The organism is Caulobacter sp. GW821-FHT10A06 (assembly GCF_059415805.1).
In genome coordinates this window covers 140,076-158,112 of sequence record NZ_JBWKNY010000001.1, presented here as the reverse complement: position 1 = coordinate 158,112, position 18,037 = coordinate 140,076, and the positions used below count along the sequence as shown (strand labels likewise).

The 18,037-nt window shown below is 68.7% G+C and carries 17 protein-coding genes; 10 read left to right on the top strand and 7 right to left on the bottom strand.

The window, feature by feature from the left end; translation table 11 throughout:
- Positions 1-123: 123 nt before the first annotated feature.
- Together AC07NF_RS00650 and AC07NF_RS00645 are read right to left on the bottom strand one after the other, a co-directional pair.
- Positions 124-744 carry a TetR/AcrR family transcriptional regulator gene (locus AC07NF_RS00650; RefSeq protein WP_492811611.1) on the bottom strand — a complete coding sequence of 207 codons (621 nt, stop codon included), beginning with the start codon at positions 742-744 and terminating at the stop codon, positions 124-126.
- A gap of 59 nt (positions 745-803) precedes the next feature.
- A complete protein-coding gene (locus AC07NF_RS00645; protein ID WP_494632500.1) occupies positions 804-1,901 on the bottom strand; it encodes an MBL fold metallo-hydrolase in 1,098 nt (365 codons plus the stop codon).
- Between the two features lie 101 nt (positions 1,902-2,002).
- Between AC07NF_RS00645 and AC07NF_RS00640 the strand changes: the two genes are divergently transcribed.
- Together AC07NF_RS00640 and AC07NF_RS00635 are read left to right on the top strand one after the other, a co-directional pair.
- The gene (locus AC07NF_RS00640; RefSeq protein WP_494632502.1) at positions 2,003-2,935 is read left to right on the top strand and encodes a haloalkane dehalogenase; all 933 of its coding nucleotides are present in this window, start codon (positions 2,003-2,005) and stop codon (positions 2,933-2,935) included.
- Between the two features lie 71 nt (positions 2,936-3,006).
- Positions 3,007-3,486 carry a DUF1330 domain-containing protein gene (locus AC07NF_RS00635; RefSeq protein WP_494632503.1) on the top strand — a complete coding sequence of 160 codons (480 nt, stop codon included), beginning with the start codon at positions 3,007-3,009 and terminating at the stop codon, positions 3,484-3,486.
- Here AC07NF_RS00635 and AC07NF_RS00630 read toward each other — a convergent pair.
- Together AC07NF_RS00630 and AC07NF_RS00625 are read right to left on the bottom strand one after the other, a co-directional pair.
- Positions 3,483-4,493, bottom strand: a complete 1,011-nt coding sequence (locus AC07NF_RS00630; RefSeq protein WP_494632506.1) for a formylglycine-generating enzyme family protein — start codon at positions 4,491-4,493, stop codon at positions 3,483-3,485. The two genes, AC07NF_RS00635 and AC07NF_RS00630, sit on opposite strands and share 4 nt — an antisense overlap.
- Complete coding sequence (locus AC07NF_RS00625) at positions 4,481-6,133, bottom strand: sulfatase-like hydrolase/transferase (RefSeq protein WP_494632508.1); 1,653 nt, start codon at positions 6,131-6,133, stop codon at positions 4,481-4,483. Before AC07NF_RS00625 ends, AC07NF_RS00630 begins: the two co-directional genes overlap by 13 nt.
- A gap of 86 nt (positions 6,134-6,219) precedes the next feature.
- On the opposite strand from AC07NF_RS00625, the gene AC07NF_RS00620 reads away from it, so the two are divergent.
- Positions 6,220-7,560, top strand: a complete 1,341-nt coding sequence (locus tag AC07NF_RS00620; RefSeq protein WP_494632510.1) for a DsbA family protein — start codon at positions 6,220-6,222, stop codon at positions 7,558-7,560.
- Here the strand turns inward: AC07NF_RS00620 and AC07NF_RS00615 are convergent.
- The 3 genes from AC07NF_RS00615 to AC07NF_RS00605 are packed head-to-tail and all read right to left on the bottom strand — an operon-like array spanning position 7,533 to position 10,551.
- Complete coding sequence (locus tag AC07NF_RS00615; protein ID WP_494632512.1) at positions 7,533-8,867, bottom strand: zinc-binding metallopeptidase family protein; 1,335 nt, start codon at positions 8,865-8,867, stop codon at positions 7,533-7,535. The genes AC07NF_RS00620 and AC07NF_RS00615 overlap by 28 nt on opposite strands.
- The gene (locus tag AC07NF_RS00610) at positions 8,867-9,490 is read right to left on the bottom strand and encodes a cysteine hydrolase family protein (RefSeq protein ID WP_494632515.1); all 624 of its coding nucleotides are present in this window, start codon (positions 9,488-9,490) and stop codon (positions 8,867-8,869) included. Before AC07NF_RS00610 ends, AC07NF_RS00615 begins: the two co-directional genes overlap by 1 nt.
- Complete coding sequence (locus AC07NF_RS00605) at positions 9,487-10,551, bottom strand: LLM class flavin-dependent oxidoreductase (RefSeq protein ID WP_494632517.1); 1,065 nt, start codon at positions 10,549-10,551, stop codon at positions 9,487-9,489. The genes AC07NF_RS00610 and AC07NF_RS00605 overlap by 4 nt, the downstream gene beginning before the upstream one ends.
- A gap of 154 nt (positions 10,552-10,705) precedes the next feature.
- Here AC07NF_RS00605 and lptC point away from each other — a divergent pair, with 154 nt between their 5' ends.
- From lptC to spt, 7 genes are all read left to right on the top strand, one after another.
- Complete coding sequence (gene lptC, locus AC07NF_RS00600) at positions 10,706-11,338, top strand: LPS export ABC transporter periplasmic protein LptC (RefSeq protein ID WP_492811628.1); 633 nt, start codon at positions 10,706-10,708, stop codon at positions 11,336-11,338.
- A gap of 1 nt (position 11,339) precedes the next feature.
- Entirely contained in the window at positions 11,340-12,464 is a 1,125-nt protein-coding gene (locus AC07NF_RS00595; protein WP_494632518.1) for a CDP-glycerol glycerophosphotransferase family protein, read from the top strand.
- Positions 12,461-13,837, top strand: a complete 1,377-nt coding sequence (locus AC07NF_RS00590) for a lipopolysaccharide biosynthesis protein (RefSeq protein ID WP_494632519.1) — start codon at positions 12,461-12,463, stop codon at positions 13,835-13,837. The genes AC07NF_RS00595 and AC07NF_RS00590 overlap by 4 nt, the downstream gene beginning before the upstream one ends.
- Positions 13,800-15,518 (top strand): fatty acyl-AMP ligase, encoded by a 1,719-nt coding sequence (locus tag AC07NF_RS00585; RefSeq protein ID WP_494632523.1) that lies wholly within the window; start codon positions 13,800-13,802, stop codon positions 15,516-15,518. The genes AC07NF_RS00590 and AC07NF_RS00585 overlap by 38 nt, the downstream gene beginning before the upstream one ends.
- The gene (cerR, locus tag AC07NF_RS00580; protein ID WP_492811633.1) at positions 15,511-16,455 is read left to right on the top strand and encodes a ceramide reductase; all 945 of its coding nucleotides are present in this window, start codon (positions 15,511-15,513) and stop codon (positions 16,453-16,455) included. Before AC07NF_RS00585 ends, cerR begins: the two co-directional genes overlap by 8 nt.
- Before the next feature lie 77 nt (positions 16,456-16,532).
- Positions 16,533-16,784, top strand: a complete 252-nt coding sequence (locus AC07NF_RS00575) for an acyl carrier protein (protein WP_291873422.1) — start codon at positions 16,533-16,535, stop codon at positions 16,782-16,784.
- 3 nt (positions 16,785-16,787) lie between these two features.
- Positions 16,788-18,002, top strand: coding sequence for a serine palmitoyltransferase (gene spt / locus AC07NF_RS00570; protein ID WP_492811634.1), 1,215 nt, complete (start codon positions 16,788-16,790; stop codon positions 18,000-18,002).
- The last annotated feature ends 35 nt before the right edge of the window (positions 18,003-18,037 follow it).

The window sequence follows — 18,037 nt, the reverse complement described above, 5'->3', positions numbered from 1 at the left end:
CTTGGAGGGAGCCGGTTTGCGGAGACGTCTACGTAGTGGAGGACGTCGGCAGCCCCTTACGTCGACGGACCTGCCGGTCGGAGAATTGAGCAGCTCCGACCGGCGATCCCACCCCATCAAAAGCTAATCGGCCAGCGGTGCGTCCAGCAGCGCGTCGATCATCGCCTGCAGCACTTCGGTGGCGCGCTTGGGCGACAGCTCCTGGTCGCGGCGCAGCCGGTTCCAGGCGTCGAAGCTGAGCAGCAGGTCGATGGCCTCGAAGCGGACGCGGTCCTTGGCCAGTTCCGGCGGCAACTGGCGGCGCAGGATCTCGCGCGAGATCTCGACCATCTTGGCGTTGTCCAGCGCCAGGGCCGGCGAATGGTGGCGGTGCGCCTCGGAGGCCCGCTTGAACGGCCCGACCTTCTCGTAGGCCCCGCCCCTACGCTCGACCAGCTCTAGCACCCGCTCGCGCCAGGTAATGCCCTTGAAGGGCGTATACACCAGGGCCATCAGCTCGGCCTCGATCACCGCCGACATTTCGCGGTACAGGCTCTCGAGGTCCTTGAAGTGGCGGAAGACCGTGCGCAGGCCAACATCGGCGCGGGTCGCGACCAGTTCGGCCGACGGCGAGGGATCGCCCTCGCGGACCAGCTCCAGCATGGCGGCGACGATACGGGCCCGGCTGTCCTGCGAGCGACGGCGACGGCCATCCTCGGAAGGGGCCTCGACGTCTGGATGGACTTGGCGCTTGGCGGCGCTCACGACCCGGCTTCTCCCTGCTGCTGTGCTTTGAGTAGACCGCTCGCGCGCGCTCGGCCACCTCAAAACGGCAGGAGGTTCAGCCTGTTCGACCATAAGATGTCCGAGCTACCCGCCGGCAGCGAGGCGAAGTCGCCGTCGTGGCCAACCTTCAACGGCCCGCCGAAGATAGCCCGCGAGCGTCCTAGGAACGGCCCTTCCAGCGCCTTGACCGGCAGCGGCGGGATGATGTGGTAGAACATCAGCGCCTTGACCCCGGCGTCCTTGGCCTCGCGCGCGGCGACCTCGGGCGGGGTGTGGTAGCTCAAGATATCGTGGAAGATGCGGGCGTAGTTCTCGCGCCCCGCCGCCAGGGCCGCCGCGCGCTGGTCGGCCACCAGGTTCGGCGCCAGGCCCTCGTGCAGCAGCAGGTCGGCGCCCTTGGCGGCGCGGACCAGGCGCTCTGACGGGCCGGTGTCGCCGCTGATCACGACGCTGCGACCCTTGTATTCGAAGCGGTAGCCGACCGCCCCCTCGACCGGGTGGTGCGACACTGGGAAGGCCCAGACCTTCAGGCCCGGCTTTTCCAGCACCAGCACGTCGGGCGCGTTGGGATCGGCGGTAAACGCATGAGGCGTCCCGCCGAAGCCCGACGGTGGCGCGACGGTCTCGCCATGGTGGGCGATGCGGTAGCCGCGATCGGGGCCATAGGCCTGCTGGAAGCCGTTGACCACCGGCTCCAGGCCCGGCGGACCGTGGATCGGCAGCGGCGCCTTGGCCGCTCCGGCCGCCCAGCGTTGCAGCATCAGCTCGCCCAGATCGCCGATGTGGTCGGAGTGGTAGTGGGTCAGGAACACGTCCGAGACGCGCGGCGGCGGCAGGTTCATCAGCAGCAGGTTGCGGGTCGAGCCCGGCCCAGAGTCGACGACGAACAGGTCCTTGCCCGCCACCACCGCCACGCAAGGCCCTGACCGCGTCGGGTCAGCCATCGGCGAGCCCGAGCCGCAAAGGCCGACATGCAGCCCGTCCGGCAGCGCCGCGATCGGATCCTCGGCCATGATCTGCCGATAGACCTTGCTCATCCCCGCCTCGGCCAGGCGCCCCCGCAGCAGCCAGCCGCCGCCGGCGACCAGCACAGCAATGGCCCCCACGACGCCAAGACCGATCCAGACCTTGCGCATGCCGGTTCCTCCCCTTCTTGACCGCCAGCCTTGACCGAAAGACCACATAATGACACTCATAGTGTCAATATGAATCCGCCAAGCGGACGGGAGGAAACGCCATGGACGTGTTGCGGACGCCGGATGATCGGTTCCAGGGATTGGCCGACTGGCCCTATGCGCCGCGCTACACCCCGGTGTTCGACGCCGACGGCACGGCGCTGCGCATCCACCACGTGGATGAGGGCCCCAAGGACCAGCGGCCGATCCTGCTGATGCACGGCGAGCCCTCGTGGGCCTATCTGTACCGCCACGTGATCGCCGACCTGACCAAGCGCGGCCGCCGGGCGATCGCGCCGGACCTGGTGGGTTTCGGCCGCTCGGACAAGCCGGCCGCCCGCGCCGACTACACCTACGAGCGGCACGTCGAGTGGATGAGCGACTGGCTGGTCCGCAACGAACTGACCGACATCGTCCTGTTCTGCCAGGACTGGGGTGGGCTGATCGGCTTGCGGCTGGTGGCGGCCTTCCCCGAGCGGTTCGCCGCCGTGGTCGTCTCCAACACCGGCCTGCCGATCGGCGCGGGCAAGAGCGAGGGTTTCGAGGCCTGGCTGAACTTCAGCCAGAACGTGCCGGAGTTGCCGATCGGCTTCATCCTGAACGGCGGCACGGCGCGGGACCTTACCGACGCCGAGCGCGCCGCCTATGACGCCCCCTTCCCCGACGAGACCTACAAGGAAGGCGCGCGGATCTTCCCCGCCCTGGTGCCGATCACGCCCGAGCACGCCTCGGTGGCCGAGAACAAGGCCGCCTGGCAGGTCTTGGAGCGCTTCGACAAGCCGTTCGTCACCGCCTTCAGCGACGCCGACCCGATCACGCGCGGCGGCGAGACCGTGTTCCAGAGCCGCGTACCCGGGGCAAAAAACGTCGCCCACACGACGCTCAAGGGTGGGCACTTTGTCCAGGAGGACAGCCCGGGCGAAATCGCCGCCCTGCTGGACGCCCTGGCGGGGTCGCTACCCGTTTCCAGTTCGGATGCGCTGGAAACCGTCTAACTTCACCGTATACCCCGTTTTGGGGTCGCGCCGCTCACAGCGCGATCCAAAGCGTTCGCGGAGCCCGCTGAATGAAGGTTGTCAACGCCGTCTTCCCGTCCTCCGACCAGTTCGAAGACTTCTTCGGCGCGCCGGATGACGGTCCTTTCGTGATGGTCAACCTGTTGAAGTTCAAGGAAAAGGCCGAGTATGCCGACGGCTCGGACGCCGAGCTGTCGGGTCGCGACGCCTATGGCCGCTACGGCGCGGTCGTCACCGGCCTGATCGAGGCCCTGGGCGGGCGAATCCGTTACAGCGGCGCGGTCACCGGCCTCTTGCTGGGCGAGGTCGACGACCTGTGGGACGCGGTGGCCCTGGCCGAATACCCCTCGCTGGCCGCCTTCCAGGCCATGGCCGTCTCGCCCGAGATGCACGCCATCGAGCATCACCGGAAAGCCGGTCTGGCTGGTCAGCTGAACATCCGCACGCGGCCCGCGCAGGGCTTCGAGCCGCGCGGCCTGCACAATGACGACCGGATGTGGAAGCCGGAGCTGGCAGGCGCCCTCAACTAATCCCGCAGCACCGTGCGGAAGCCGACGTGCGAGGCCCCGCTGTCGGGCGGCCCCGGCGTGCGCGCGGCGGGCCGGTATCGGAAGCAGAAGTCGTCGGTGCACAGGAACGAGCCGCCCTTGACCACGTGCTTGGGCGTGTTGGGCTCGTCGGGGTCCAGCGCCCGCGCCTGCGGCGGACCGCCGGTCTCGACCACCTCAGCGGGTTCCAGGCCCGGACGGAACCAGTCCTTGGTCCACTCCCAGACGTTGCCAGCCATATCGACCAGGCCATAGCCGTTGGGCGGGTAGCAGCCGACCGGCGCCGGGCTGGCCTTGTAGCCGTCGGTCCCCAGGTCCTGCGCCGGGAACGGCCCTTGCCAGGTGTTGGCCTTGCGATGCTGAGCGTCCTGCGGCTGGTTGCCCCAGGCGTAGCGCTTGCCGATCAGGCCACCGCGCGCGGCATATTCCCACTCGGCCTCGGTCGGCAGATCGCGGCCCAGCCATTTGGCGTAGGCCATGGCGTCCTCCCAGGCGATGTGGACGACCGGCCAGGCGTCCTTGCCTTTGATGTCCGAACGCGGCCCCGTCGGATGCCGCCAGTCAGCGCCCGGGACCACCTGCCACCACTGTGAGGGATCGTCCGACCTCGCCGCCTTCGTCCCCCCGACGAAGACAAGCGAGGCCGGACGCCGCTGCGCCGCCGACAGCTGGGCGTAGCGCGCGGGATCGAGCGGCCGCTCGGCCACGGTGCGATAGCCCGTGGCTTCGACGAACCGCGCGAAGGCGGCATTGGTGACCTCGGTGCGGTCGATCCAGAACGGTGCGACCTTCACCGCCTGGGGCGGCCCCTCCTCAGATCGCAGCGGCGCCGCGCCCATCAGGAAGTCGCCGCCCGACAGCCGGACCATGCCAACCGTGCGGTGGGCTGGATCCGCAATCGGCAGGTCGGCCAGGCAAGCCTTGGGCGCCGGCTTGCACGCCGTCAGCGCCAGGGCCGCCAGGACCGAGACCGCCCTTAGTTGTCCCAATAGACGTACTCGTCACTGGGCTTGGACTTCTGACCGCCCGGATGGTCGATATAGAAGGCGCCCGAGATCAGCGACGGCCAGGCTGGCTTGACCATCTGGCCATCCAGCTGGGCCAAGGTCGCCTGGAGCTCGCGCAGCTTGTCGGGCCGGGCCTTGGACAGGTCGTGGCGTTCGGTCGGATCAGTCGACAAGTCGAACAGCCAGGTTCGGTTTGGCTCCTGGGCGACCTGCAGCTTCCAGCCGCCGGCCAGCACGGTCTTGTAGCGGCCCGAGCGCCAGTAGATGGCCTTGTGCGGATCGCCAGACGCCTGCCCCTTCACGAACGGCACCAGGTCGACGCCGTCCATCACCCGGTCCTTGGGCGCGGCCGCGCCAGCCGCGCCCGCAGCGGTGGCGAAGATGTCCACGTGGCCCACGGGGCTGCGATAGACCGCGCCGGCCGGCAGCTGGTTGGGCCAGCGTAGCAGGAACGGCACGTGGATGCCGCCCTCGAAGAAGGTCGCCTTCCAGCCGCGATACGGCCGGTTGATGTCGGGCAGGCCGATATAGTTCGCGCCGCCGTTGTCGGAGGTGAAGATCACAAGGGTGTTGTCGTCCAGGCCCTTGTCCTTCAGCGTCTGCAGCACGCGGCCGATGTTGCGATCGAGGTTGCGGACCATGGCGGCGTAGACCCGCATCCGGTGGTCCTTGATCTGGCTCAGGGCGTCATAGTCCGCCTTGGGCGCCTGCAAGGGCGTATGGACGGCGTTGTAGGCCAGATAGAGGAAGAACGGCCGGTTCTTGTTGGCGTCGATCGCCTTGACCGCCTCGTCCGTCAGGTAGTCGGTCATGTAGGTCGACGGATGGAACATCTTGCCGCCGTTGTACTGCACGGCGAACGGCAAGGCGCCCCACAGGAACTTGTCGATCGGGTCCCAGTCCTGGCGCGACTCCTCGACGGACTTGTCGCCGACCGGCGCGAACAGCGCGGCGCCGGCCATGAAGCCCAGGCTCTCATCGAAGCCCTGGTCCTCGGGCCGCGAGCCCTTCACGCCACCCAGATGCCATTTGCCCAGGTGGATGGTGTGATAGCCGCGGGTCTTCAGCGCCTCGGCGATGGTGATCTCGGTCGACGGCACCGCCTCGGTGTTGTCGTCCTTGGGCGTGTTCTTCACCTCGTCCTTGTTGAAGTGCGAGGGGTGCAGCGGATCGCCCGCATGGCCGCCGACCACGCGCGAGAAGGCCACCGGCGTGGGGGTGAACTCGAAGCCGAAGCGGGTGGCGTAGCGGCCGGTCATGATCGCCGCGCGCGACGGGGCGCAGGTGGCGTTGCCGCTATAGCCGTTGGCGAAAGTCACCCCTTGGTGGGCGATCGAGTCGATGGCCGGGGTCGGCACGGTCCCGCCGGCGACACCGCCGCCGTTCAGGGTGATGTCGTTATAGCCCAGGTCATCGGCCAGGATGAACACGACGTTGGGCGGTCGCTGGCCTTCCGGCGGCGCCGCGGGTCCCTGGACCCAGGTCACCGGCTGGTTGGCCTCGACCTTGGGCTGCTTGGACCTGGCGATCAGGATGATCAGGTCGAAGCGGAAATGCCAGGCCAGCGCGCCGGCCACGACTAGCGTCCCGACTGTCGCCAGGAGCCCCTTCCAGGCCTTCATCACGCGCCTCCCTGTTTGAGTCAGAGCATATATTGACATTCATCGTGCCGCTAGATGTCATTCCCCTCGACACGAGGAGGACAGCCATGTCCCTGCGCACCACCCTCATGCGCGGCGCGACCGCCGCCCTGACCAGTCCGACCCGGCGCAAGCTGGCGCGCGACCTCGCGGCCTTCAAGGCCACGGTGCGGGGCGAGCGCCACACCGTCCGTTATTTCCACCAGGCCGACGATCCCTATTCGCACCTGGCGGCCCAGATGCTGCCCAGGCTACGGGCGCGCTACAACGTCGAGATCGTTACCTGGCTGGTCCCGCCGCCCGAGGACTCGGCCGCGCCGGATCGCGAGCGCCTGCGCGACTACGGCCTGCGTGACGCCGCTCGCCTGGCGCGCGCCCGGGGCTTGGGTTTCCCGGCCAAGGCCGCCCTGCCCGATCCCGAGGCCGTGCGCCGGCTGCAGGTCGTGCTGGCCGACGCCCTGGAACGCGGCCGGTTCGAAGAGGTCGCCTCCGCCGCTGGCGCCGCCCTGTGGTCCGGCGATGCCCGCACCCTAGCCGGCATGGCGGCCTGGGCCAGCGGCCAGGACCCGCGCCTGGTCGACGACATCCTGATCGCCGGCGAGAGCCAGCGCGCGCGCCTGGGCCACTATCTGGGCGGCATGTTCCACTTCGAGGGCGAGTGGTTCTGGGGCGTCGACCGCCTGGGCTGGCTGGAGCGCCGCCTGGCCGACCGGGGCCTGGACCGTGAAGCTGGAACACCGCCGCTGGCGCCGGCTCTGGAGCCGACGCTCAGCCCGCCGCTGGGTCTGCCCGCGCCCACGATCGAGCTGTGGTTCTCGTTCCGCAGTCCCTATTCCTGGCTGGTCCTGCCGCGCATCCGGCAGCTGGCCCAGGCCTATGGCGCGACACTTGAGCTCAAGCCGATCCTGCCAATGGTGATGCGGGGCCTGGCCGTGCCGCGCGTGAAGACCCTGTACATCGCCCTGGACTGCAAGCGCGAAGCCGAGCGCCTGGGCCTGCCGTTCGGCAAGATCGTCGATCCGGTCGGCGCGGGGGCAGAACGGGCACTGGCGGTGCTCCATCACGCGATCCCGCTGGGCCTGGGCGAGTCGTTCGCCGAGCTGGGCTTGAAGGCCGCCTTCGCGGACGGCATCGTCTTGGCCGAGGACAAGGGCCTCTACGCCGTCGCCCGTCGCGCGGGCCTGACCGATGCTCAAACCGCCGCAGCCCTGGCCGACGGGAGCTGGCGCGACCGGGTCGAGACCAACCGCGCCGCCCTCCTGGACGCCGGCGTCTGGGGCGCGCCCAGCTTCCGGGTCAGCGGCCAGCCTGCGCACTGGGGCCAGGACCGCCTGTGGATGCTGGAGGACGACATCCGCGCGGCCATGGAGCCGCTGCGGGGCTACGCGCCGAACGGGTTGTCCGGATAGACCGAAGAGCCCTTCGCCGCCTCGCCCAGCTCAGCCCGACCGCAAATCTCCAGCGCCGTCAGGGCGTAGACCAAGGCGCTGTCGGCCAGGTCCTTGGGCGTCGGCCGCCAGCGGCGCGGACCGGTAGTGATGGCCGGCACGCGGTGCATGTTGAAGACGTTGTGATCGCGCCACATGCTGGAATAGACCGGATTGGCGCGCTCGACGGCGTGGCCCAGACCCAGCCGGGTGGCGACGTCCACCGCCCCGACCAGCGGCGCGACCTCGTCAGCCTGGGCCTCAAAGCCGTGACGCACGACCACCACCTCGACCTCGACCCGCCCGACGCCGGCCGCGCGGGCCATGGCCTCCAGGGCGTGCTGAACATCGGCGGCCTTCTGGCGCGGGTTGAGGCCCACTTCCAGATAGAGACTGACCACCTCAGTCCCGTCGCCGAACTGGAACGGCACGCCGCCCCGGATGGCGCACAGCTGCACCTTGGGCTCGGCGATCCCGCCGGCGCTTTCGTAGCGGCTGGCGGCTTCCCACTGGCGGGTCCAGGCGTGGCTGGCGTCGGTCAGCTTGCCGACGCGGTAGATCGGGTTCGGATGATCGGCGGCCGCGTCCGGATGGCGCAGCAGCGGGGTGAAAGTCCCCTCGCCCCAAAGCCTTAGGCGGAACACCGCATAGCCGCAGCCGACGCTGGTCCAGCCGAAATCACAGCCCTCGGCGGCGATGGCGTAGTCCGGCGCGACGCCGCCGTGGTGGAACAGGTAGTGGGCGCCGATGTCCTTGCCGAGGAAGGCGATCCCGCTGTGCTCCTCGATCGGTTCAGGCCCGATCTCGCCAGGACAGGCGGTCAGGTACATCTTCCCGGCCAGGCCGTAGCCTGCGGTCTTCAGCGCCTTGGCGGCGATCAGAAAGCAGCTCATCGGTCCGCGATCATTGGCGATCGGATAGCCGCGCAGTTCGCCGTTCTCGAGCCAGCAGCGCTCCCACTCCGGATCGGCCAGGGTGGCGGCGCTGTATTTGTGAACGTCGAGATCGGGGTTTCGCGTGGGGCTCTCGGTGTCCAGGTGCGCCGTGAACAGCAAGTTCTTGCCCACACCCAGGCCGCCATAGGTCCCGATGACGTTGAAGCGCTCCGGCGTCGCCCCGACCTTGCGCGGCGAGAAGCCCTCACGCGCCATCCAGTCGTGGACGAAGTCGCCGGCCTCGCGCTCCTGGCCCGAGCGGCTGGGGATGTTGCCCAGGGTCAGGGCCAGCTCAGTCAGTTCGCCTTCGTCGATGGCGGCGGCGATCGCATCCCGATCGGCTTGCGTGACCATCAGGCCTCCCAGGCCGCGGCGATGCTGGCCGTGTCGGTCAGGATGGCGGTGTTCAGGTCCAGCATCTTCAGCGCCCCGGCGTGCAGGTCGGGCTCGTAGGCGGTGCAGGCGTCGGCGGCGATGAACACGTGATAGTCGTGATTGAAGGCGTCCTTGGCGGTGTCGGCGACGCAGCACTCGGTCGTCAGGCCGGCGATCACCAGGGTGTCGACGTCCAGGATCTCCAGCTGGGTATGGATGTCGGTGTCCCAGAACGGGCTGTAGCGGGTCTTGCGCAGGACCAGTTCATCCGGTTGAGGCTGAGGACCGACGAAGTCGCTGCCCCGCGCGCCAACGCGGCAAAGCGCCGGGCCGGCCTCGGGGTCGTTGCCCCGCCGGCGCATCCGCTCGTCCCAGGCGTCGGAGTCGGTCTCCGGCGTCGTGAACAGGCCCACGAACACCACCGGGACGCCCGCCGCCCGGGCCGACGCCGCCAACCGCTCGGCCGCGGCCAGGGCCGCCGGCACGGTCGAGAGATCCAGCCCCCACTGACCGCTCAGCCCCTCGGGCAAGGCGAAATCGACCTGCATGTCGACGATCACCAGCGCCGTGCGGTCGGGCGCGATCCACTCTTCGAGGCTCACGAGAACACCGTGCGCAGCTGCGGCAGGATTTCGGACCCGAACATCGACAGCCCCTCCACATAGTCCGGGAAGATCAGCATCAGCCCGTCCAGCTCGCACTCGGTCATGAACGCCTCGACCTGCTCGCGGCAGGTGGCGGGCGAGCCGACCATGGTCTGGGTCATGAACGCGCCCTGCTTATGGGCCACGGCGTCAAGGCGCTCGGGCGGCACGCCCCAGCTGGCCAGCATGGCGACGATCGCGCCCATGTCCGCGCCCTCGGCATACCGCTGGACCAGGCCCTCGGCCCCGGCGTCGCTCTCGGCGTGGATGATCGTGCACATGGCGTAGGTGCGGACGGTCTTGCCCAGCTCTGCCGCCAGGGCCTTGGCGCGACGAGAGGCCTCGCGGTGCTCTTCTCGCGAGCGCCCACCAATGAAGCAGGCGTCGGCCTCGCGCACCGAGAACTGGAAACCCCGGTCGGACATGCCTGCGCAGATCAGCTCGGGACGCGGCGCCGACAACGGCTTGGGCTTGGATTGGCAGTCCTTTATCGTGAAGTACTTGCCGGCGAAGTCGACGCTGTCCTCGGTCCACAGCCGCTTGACGATGGTCGTCCATTCCTCGGCCAGGCCGTAGCGGTCGTCGTGGGACAACGAATCGTCCCAGGCGCTCATCTGGTCGAACTCGGCCTTGTAGGCCCCGGCCACGATGTTCAGGCCGGCGCGGCCGCCGCTGATATGGTCCAGGGTAGCGATCATCTTGGCGGCCACCGCCGGGTTCTGCAGCAGCGGATGCACCGTGGCCCAGATGCGCACGCGCTTGGTCGCCTCGGCGATGGCGGCCATCAGGGTCACCGACTCAAGCGAGGCCCCCCAGTGGTCGGTCTCGCCGCCGAAGCCGCGAAACTTGCCCATCGACATCACGAAATCCATGCCGACCTCGTCGGCCTTGATCGCGGCGGCGCGGTTCTGGGCATACAGCCCATCCAGCGTGGGCGTGGTCTTGGAAACGATCCACCCGCCATTGGCCACCGGCAGGAAGACGCCGAAATCCTTGTGTTGCGCGGGTCGATCGAACATGGCGGGGATCATCACGCGCTTCGGTGACGCAAACAACCGCACTTGACCGGACGTCAACGACCGCCATCTGCATGGCAAATTACATGCGCCAGGACCGCGCACCGGAAAACAAAGGTCTTGGGCGAACGGCGGCGTAGGACTATCCATTCCTCAAATGCTCACCCAGACCGATGGCGTCTCCGCCGTCCCCCCCGTTGAAAGCGCCGCAGAACGGGCCCGCAATCGCCGCCGGGCGCCGGTCCGTCGCCTGCGCTTCGCCCTGGCCGTCTTCGCCATCGGCGTCGGCGTGGCCGTGGTCGGCCAGGCGGCGCTGCGCAGCTTCGCCTCGAACAAGCTCCAGACCCAGGCGGCCAACACGCCCCTGGTGCTGGACAAGCCGCGCTTCACGGGCGTGCTGAAGGACGGCCGGGCCTTCCTGATCACCGCCCAGCACGCCGAGCGCGACGCCAAGGACCAGAACCTGGTGCGCCTGACCGCCCCGCTGCTGGTGCGCGGCTATGGCGCCGCCGATCCCAGCCAGGCGATCGCCAAGACCGGCCTCTATCGCGAGGCCGAACACACCCTGCTGCTGTCGGAAGACGTCAAGATCACCAGCGCCGAGGGTTATACCTTCGACGCCCCGCAGGCGCTGATCGACATGCGCACCGGCGAGGTCAGCGGCAATTCGGGCATCGCCGGCGAAGGCCCCAAGGGCAGCACCCAGGCCAACAGCTACAACGTCACCGACAAGGGCGATCGCGTCGTGCTGAAAGGCCGGGTCCGCACGCGGCTGGAGCCCGGGCGCTGACGTGGCCGCCGCCAAACGCGTCTGCTTCCTCTACATCGCGCAACACCATCAGGTCTGGCACAGCCTGTCGGTGGCCGTCGCCATGGCCAGACGCTGGCCGACGATCAAGGTCGAGATCGCCGCGACCACGCCCGAACTGATCGACTATGTCGCCAGCCTGCTGGCCGAGCTGGGCGGCGCGCCGATCGAGCTCGTTTTGCTACCGCCGGCCTGGCTGCGCCGCTTAAGCAGCGGCGCGCCGCCCAAGGCGCCGATGCTGATCGCCAACGCCCTGCGCCTGGCCCGCTACGACGCGGTGATCACGCCCGAGCGCACCACCGCCCTCCTCCGCCGCATCGGCGTGCGCCATCCGCTGCTGGTCTACACCCAGCACGGGGCCGGCGACCGCGAAGGGCCGTTCGAGCCGCGCTTGAAGGTCTTCGACCTGGTCATGGCCGCCGGCCGCAAGCAGTACGACCGCATGCTGCACGAGGGCTGGGTCACCGAAGAGACCTGCGCCATGGTCGGCTACCCCAAGTTCGACCTGGTCGACGAGTTGCCCCAGCGCGACATTCCGCGCTTCGACAAGCCCGGCCCGGTGGTGCTGTACAACCCACACTTCCACGGCGAGCTCGGCTCCTGGCCCAAGTGGGGGCAGCAGGTGCTGGAATATTTCGCGGCCAACGACCGCTACAACCTGATCTTCGCCCCGCACATCCGCCTGTTCGAAACCGCGACGATGGATGAGCGCGGCGCGTTCAAGGCCTTCGCCGAAAACCCGCGCATCCATATCGACCTGGGCGGGCCGGCCGCGGCGGACATGACCTACACCAAGGCGGCCGACCTCTACCTCGGCGACGTCTCCAGCCAGGTCTACGAGTTCCTGCGCACGCCCAAGCCCTGCCTGTTCCTCAACAGCAGCGGCGCGTCGTGGTGCGGCGATCCCAGCTTCCACCACTGGCTGTATGGTCCGGTGCTGGAGACTATCGACCACCTGGGCCAGGGACTGGACCAGGCCTTCGCCACCCACGAGGACTATCGCGAGACCCAGGTCTGGGGCATCGACGAGACCTTCGACGTCAGCAACACGCCCGCCTCGGTGCGCGCGGCCCGCGCCATCGTCGACAAGCTGGAACGCGCGGCATGACCGACGCCCCCCAGCCTGCCTCGCCACTCAAAAAGGTGCTGAGCAACGCCGGCCAGCTGCTGAGCGGCCGCGTGGTCAACGCCGTCGTCGGCCTGGCCTATATCGCCCTCACCGCTCGCAGCCTGGGCAAGGAAGCCATGGGCGTGGTGGTGCTGATCAACGCCTTCGCCCAGTTCCTGGGCGAGGTGGCGCACTTCCAGTCCTGGCAGCTTCTGATCACCTATGGCACGGCGCCCGCCATGGAGGGCGACAAGCCCAAGTTCCACCAGGTTCTGCGGCTCTCGCTGCTGCTGGACCTGATCAGCGGGATCCTGGGCACCGCCCTGGGCGTGGCCGGCGCCTTCTTGTTCTGGCGCCAGCTGCAATGGCCGGCCGACGTGATCGGCTTCGGCGCGCTCTACGCTCTCTCAATCGGGGTGATGACCTCGGCCACCGGCGTCGGACTGCTGCGCCTGTTCGACCGCTTCCGCTTCCTGGCGGCCCAGCAGGCGGTCAGCTCGCTGGTGCGGATGATCGGCTGCGCGATCTGCGCCGTGACCGATGCGCCGATCCAGTGGTTCCTGCTGGCCTGGGCGGCCGGCACCTTCGTCTCGTTCTTCTACATCGCCGGCATCGCGATCTGGGACCTGAGCAAGCGCGGCCTGCTCACGGGCTTCACCCTGGTCGGCCCGACCAGCCAAGGCATGCCGGGCGTGTGGCGCTTCGCCATGGCCACCAACTTCTCCAGCACGGTCGATGTCGGCTTCACGCACGTGCTGACCCTGGTGGTCGGCGCCATGCTGGGTCCGGTGCAGGCCGCCTACTGGCGCATTGGCAAGCAGGTCGCCGACGGCATGGCCAAGCCGGCTCGCCTGATGGTGCCCGCCATGTACCCCGAACTGGCCAAGATGCGCACGACGGGCGGGCAGCAGGCCATGACCAAGCTGGCCATGCAGATCGGCCTGATCGGCGGCGGCGCGGCCGGCGTGCTCTTGCTGGTCAGCCTGGTCGCCGGCAAATGGATCCTCGAGATCGTCATGGGCAAGGCGTTCGGCGGCGCCGCCGGCGTGATGAACTGGCAGGTGGCCGCCGCGGCCATCGCCATCCTGTCCCTGCCGCTGGAGCCCATGCTGGTCTCGATGCGCGCCGCCGGCGCGGCCTTGGCCGTGCGCCTGGTGGTCGTTATCGCCTATCTCGCGGCCCTCGCGCCCCTTATCAACGCCTTTGGCCTGACTGGCGCGGGCGCCGCGCTGGTTGCGTCCGCTTTGGCGATGGCCGTGGGCATGTATTTCATGGCGCGTCACAGGCTCGCCCGACTCGCGACGGAGGAAGGCTCCGCGCGCACCGACAAAGACGATGAAAGACTATCTTATGATCACCCCCACGGCGTCTGAGCGTACTGTCCGGTTCGCCGACTTCCCGACCCTGACCCAGGCGCTGGACTTCGCCGCCACGGGTGAGACGGGCGTCAACCTGTACTCGCTGCGCGGCGAGCTGGTCGAAGCCATCCCCTACGCCAAGCTGCGCGAGGACGCGCTGGTGCTGGCGCGTCGCCTGCTGGCCACCGGGGCCAAGGTCGGCGACAGCGTGGCCCTGCTGGCCGAGACCGACGCCGACTTCGTGCGCGCCTTCTTCGCCTGCCAGTATGCCGGCCTGCTGCCCGCGCCGATGGCCCTGCCCACGCCGCTGGGCGGCCGCGCGGCCTATATCGAGCAGATCAAGAACCTGGCGATCTCGGCAAAGGCCAAGATCCTGATCGGCCCGGTCGGCCTGAAGGACTGGGTGGCCGAGATCGGCGAGGCCGCGGGTCTGGAGTTCGCCGGCGTCCTGGCCGACCTGCCGGAAGACGGCGGCGCCCAGCTACCGACGATCACCCCGGAAGACCCCTGCTACCTGCAGTTCTCGTCGGGCAGCACCCGCACCCCGACCGGCGTCCTGGTGCTGCACAAGGCCCTGATGGCTAACTGCGTGGCCATCACCCGCGACGGCCTGCAGGTCGTGCCCAGCGACCGCGCCATCTCGTGGCTGCCGCTCTATCACGACATGGGCCTGATCGGCTTCCTGCTGGCGCCGCTGTCCTGCCAGATGACGGTCGACCTGCTGCCCACCGGCGCGTTCGTCCGCCGCCCCCTGCTGTGGATCGACCTGATCGGCCGCAACGGCGCGACGATCGCCTACAGCCCCACCTTCGGCTACGAGTTGTGCGCCCGCCGCGTGCAGGGCCAGCCGCTGGACGCCTACGACCTGTCGCGCTGGCGCAACGCCGGCCTGGGCGGCGACATGATCCGCATGCCGCCGCTGAAGGCCTTCGTCGAAGCCTTTGAGCCGGCTGGCTTCTCGCCCAAGGCGTTCGTCGCCAGCTACGGCATGGCCGAGGCGACCCTGGCCCTGTCGATGGCCCCGCTGGGCAAGGGCCTGCGCGCCGAGACCCTGGATGTCGAGCGCCTGGAGCGTGACAAGATCGCCGCCGACGCGCCGGAAGGCTCGGACCGCGCCCGCGACTTCGCCCGCTGCGGCCCCGCCCTGCCCGACCACTTCCTGGAAGTGCGCGACGACGACGGCGCCGTCCTCCCCGAGCGCGGCGTCGGCCGCATCTTCGCCAAGGGCCCCTCGATCATGAGCGCCTACTTCGCCAATCCGGACGAGACGGCCCGCGTGCTGTCGGCCGACGGCTGGCTGGACACCGGCGACCTCGGCTTCAAGATCGAGGACGAGATCGTCATCACCGGCCGCGCCAAGGACCTGATCATCCTGAACGGCCGCAACATCTGGCCGCAGGATCTGGAGTGGACCGCCGATCACGAGATCGACGGCCTGCGTAGCGGCGACGTCTGCGCCTTCGCCATCCCCGCCGAGCCGGAAGACCAGATCGTGGTGCTGGTCCAGGCCCGTGGCGGCGACGCCGACACCCGCGCGGCCCTGGTCGAGCAGGTCACCACCCTGCTGCGCACACGCCATGGCGTCGAGGCCAAGGTCAAGCTGGTCGGGGCCCACGCCCTGCCCCAGACCTCGTCGGGCAAGCTGAGCCGTTCGAAGGCCAAGGTCGCTTACCTGGCCGGAAACTACGGTGACTAACCGTATCGTCGCCGTCACCGGCGCCACGGGCTTCCTGGGCCGCCACCTGGTCCGCGCCCTGGCCCGGGACGGCTGGACGCCGCGCGTCCTGGTGCGCCGTGATCCGGTGCACCCGTTCTGGCGCGACATCCAGGTCGAGGTCGTCGTCGGCGACCTGAAGACCCCCGGCGCGCTGGATCGCCTGGCTCATGGCGCCGAGGTCGTCATCCACGTGGCCGGGCTGATCAAGGCCGCCTCGCTGGAAGGCTTCAACGCCGTCAACCGCGATGGGGCCCGCGCCGCCGCCCTGGCCGCTAAGGCTGCTGGCGCGCGGTTCATCCTGGTGTCCAGCCTGGCCGCCCGCGAGCCGCAACTCTCGAACTACGCCGCCAGCAAGCGCGCCGGCGAGGACGCGGTCCGCGAGGTCCTGCCTGACGCCCTGGTCGTGCGGCCGCCCGCCATCTACGGTCCTGGCGACACCGAGACCCTGCCCCTGTTCCAGTTGGCGGCGAAAAGTCCGGTCCTGCCGGTGCTGTCGCCCGACACCCGGATCGCCATGATCCACGTCCAGGACGCGGCGGCCAAGCTTGCAAGCTACTGCAAAAAGCCGATTTCAGGCCTGGTCGAGCTGTCGGATGTGCGGCGCGACGGTTACACTTGGGCGGAAATCATGAGCGCGGCGGGTGCGACAATGGGCGCAAACCCGCGCCTGGCAAGGCTTCCCGACGGGGTGCTGGCATTCGCCGGAACCCTAGCGGACGCTTGGTCTTTCGCCACCGGAACCCCGACAGTTTTCGGTTCTGGCAAGGTTCGGGAGTTGCTTCACGCCGATTGGTCCCTATCTAGCGCTCCGATGGCTGAGGGAGTACCCAGCGTGTTCGGCCTGATCGATGGGTTTGCTCATACCGTCGATTGGTACCGTACAGAGGGCTGGTTGCCTGAAAATATCGTCGCCTAATTCGATTAGGGCGGAAATCTGACAGACTCGCCGTTACAGTAGTGTCACGGGTGGGGCTCCCGGAGGTTTGATTTAGAATGGAAACGGTGACGGATCTCAGCTTGCGCGAGATCGGTGTGGCTGCGAGCAAGGTTCTAGGACGGCCCGTCGAAGTGCGCGCAGAGTCGCATATTGGCCGTGACCTCGCTGTCGACTCCCTGGCCCTCATGAACATCATCATGGAGCTCGAAGACACCTTCGACATCTCCGTTCCCCTGGATCGCCTGGCCTCTGTCGAGACCGCTGGCGATCTTTCCAAACTGATCAACGATCTCCGGACTAGGGCTTAACGAATGGGGCTGTTTGATAAGCACCTGGCCTATCGCGACGCGTACAAGGCCATTCAGGACGCGGGCGCCGACCCCTTCAAGGTCCGCTTCGACAAGGTGATCTCGCCGACCGAAGGCGTCGTCGACGGTCGCCCGACCATCCTGCTGGGCACCAACAACTATCTGGGCCTGACCTTCGACCAGCAGGCGATCGACGCCTCGGTCAAAGCGGTCCAGGAACGCGGCACCGGCACCACCGGTTCCCGCATCGCCAACGGTTCGTTCGAGGCGCACGTCGAGCTCGAGACCGAGCTGGCCAAGTTCTACGGCCGCAAGCACGCCATGGTCTTCACGACCGGCTACCAGGCCAATCTGGGCGTGCTGTCGACCCTGGTGGGTCGCGGCGACCACCTGATCCTGGACGCCGACAGCCACGCCTCGATCTATGACGCCTCGCGTCTGGGCCAGGCCGAGGTCATCCGCTTCCGCCACAACGACCCCGAAGACCTGGCCAAGCGCCTGCGCCGCCTGGGCGACGCCCCCGGCGAGCGCCTGATCGTGGTCGAAGGCGTCTATTCGATGATCGGCGACGTCGCGCCGCTGAAGGAAATCGCCGCCGTGAAGCGTGAGCTGGGCGGCTACCTGCTGGTCGACGAAGCCCACTCGATGGGCGTGCTGGGCGCGACGGGTCGCGGCCTGGCCGAAGCCGCCGGCGTCGAAGACGACGTCGACTTCATCGTCGGCACCTTCTCCAAGAGCCTGGGCGCCATCGGCGGCTTCTGCGTCTCGAACGTCGACGACTTCGACGTCATGCGCGTCGTCTGCCGTCCGTACATGTTCACCGCCTCGCTGCCGCCGGCCGTGGTCGCCTCGACCATCACCGCCCTGCGTCGCATGATCGAGCAGCCCGAGCTGCGCGACCGCCTGAACCGCAACGCCAAGCGCCTGTATGACGGCCTGACCGCCATGGGCTTCCACACCGGCCCGACGGCCAGCCCGGTGGTCGCCACGACCATGCCGGACCAGGAGCGCGCCATCGCCATGTGGAACGGCCTGCTGCAGGCCGGCGTCTACCTGAACCTGGCCCTGCCGCCCGCGACGCCGGACAGCCGTCCGCTGCTGCGCGCCAGCGTCAGCGCCGCCCACACCGACGAGCAGATCGATGCCGTCCTCAAGACCTTCGCCGAAATCGGTGCGGCCTTGGGCGTCATTGAGCCTCTCAAGCGCGCCCGCGCCTGACAGCGTTCCCATAGTTGAAACGAAGACGTCCGGGG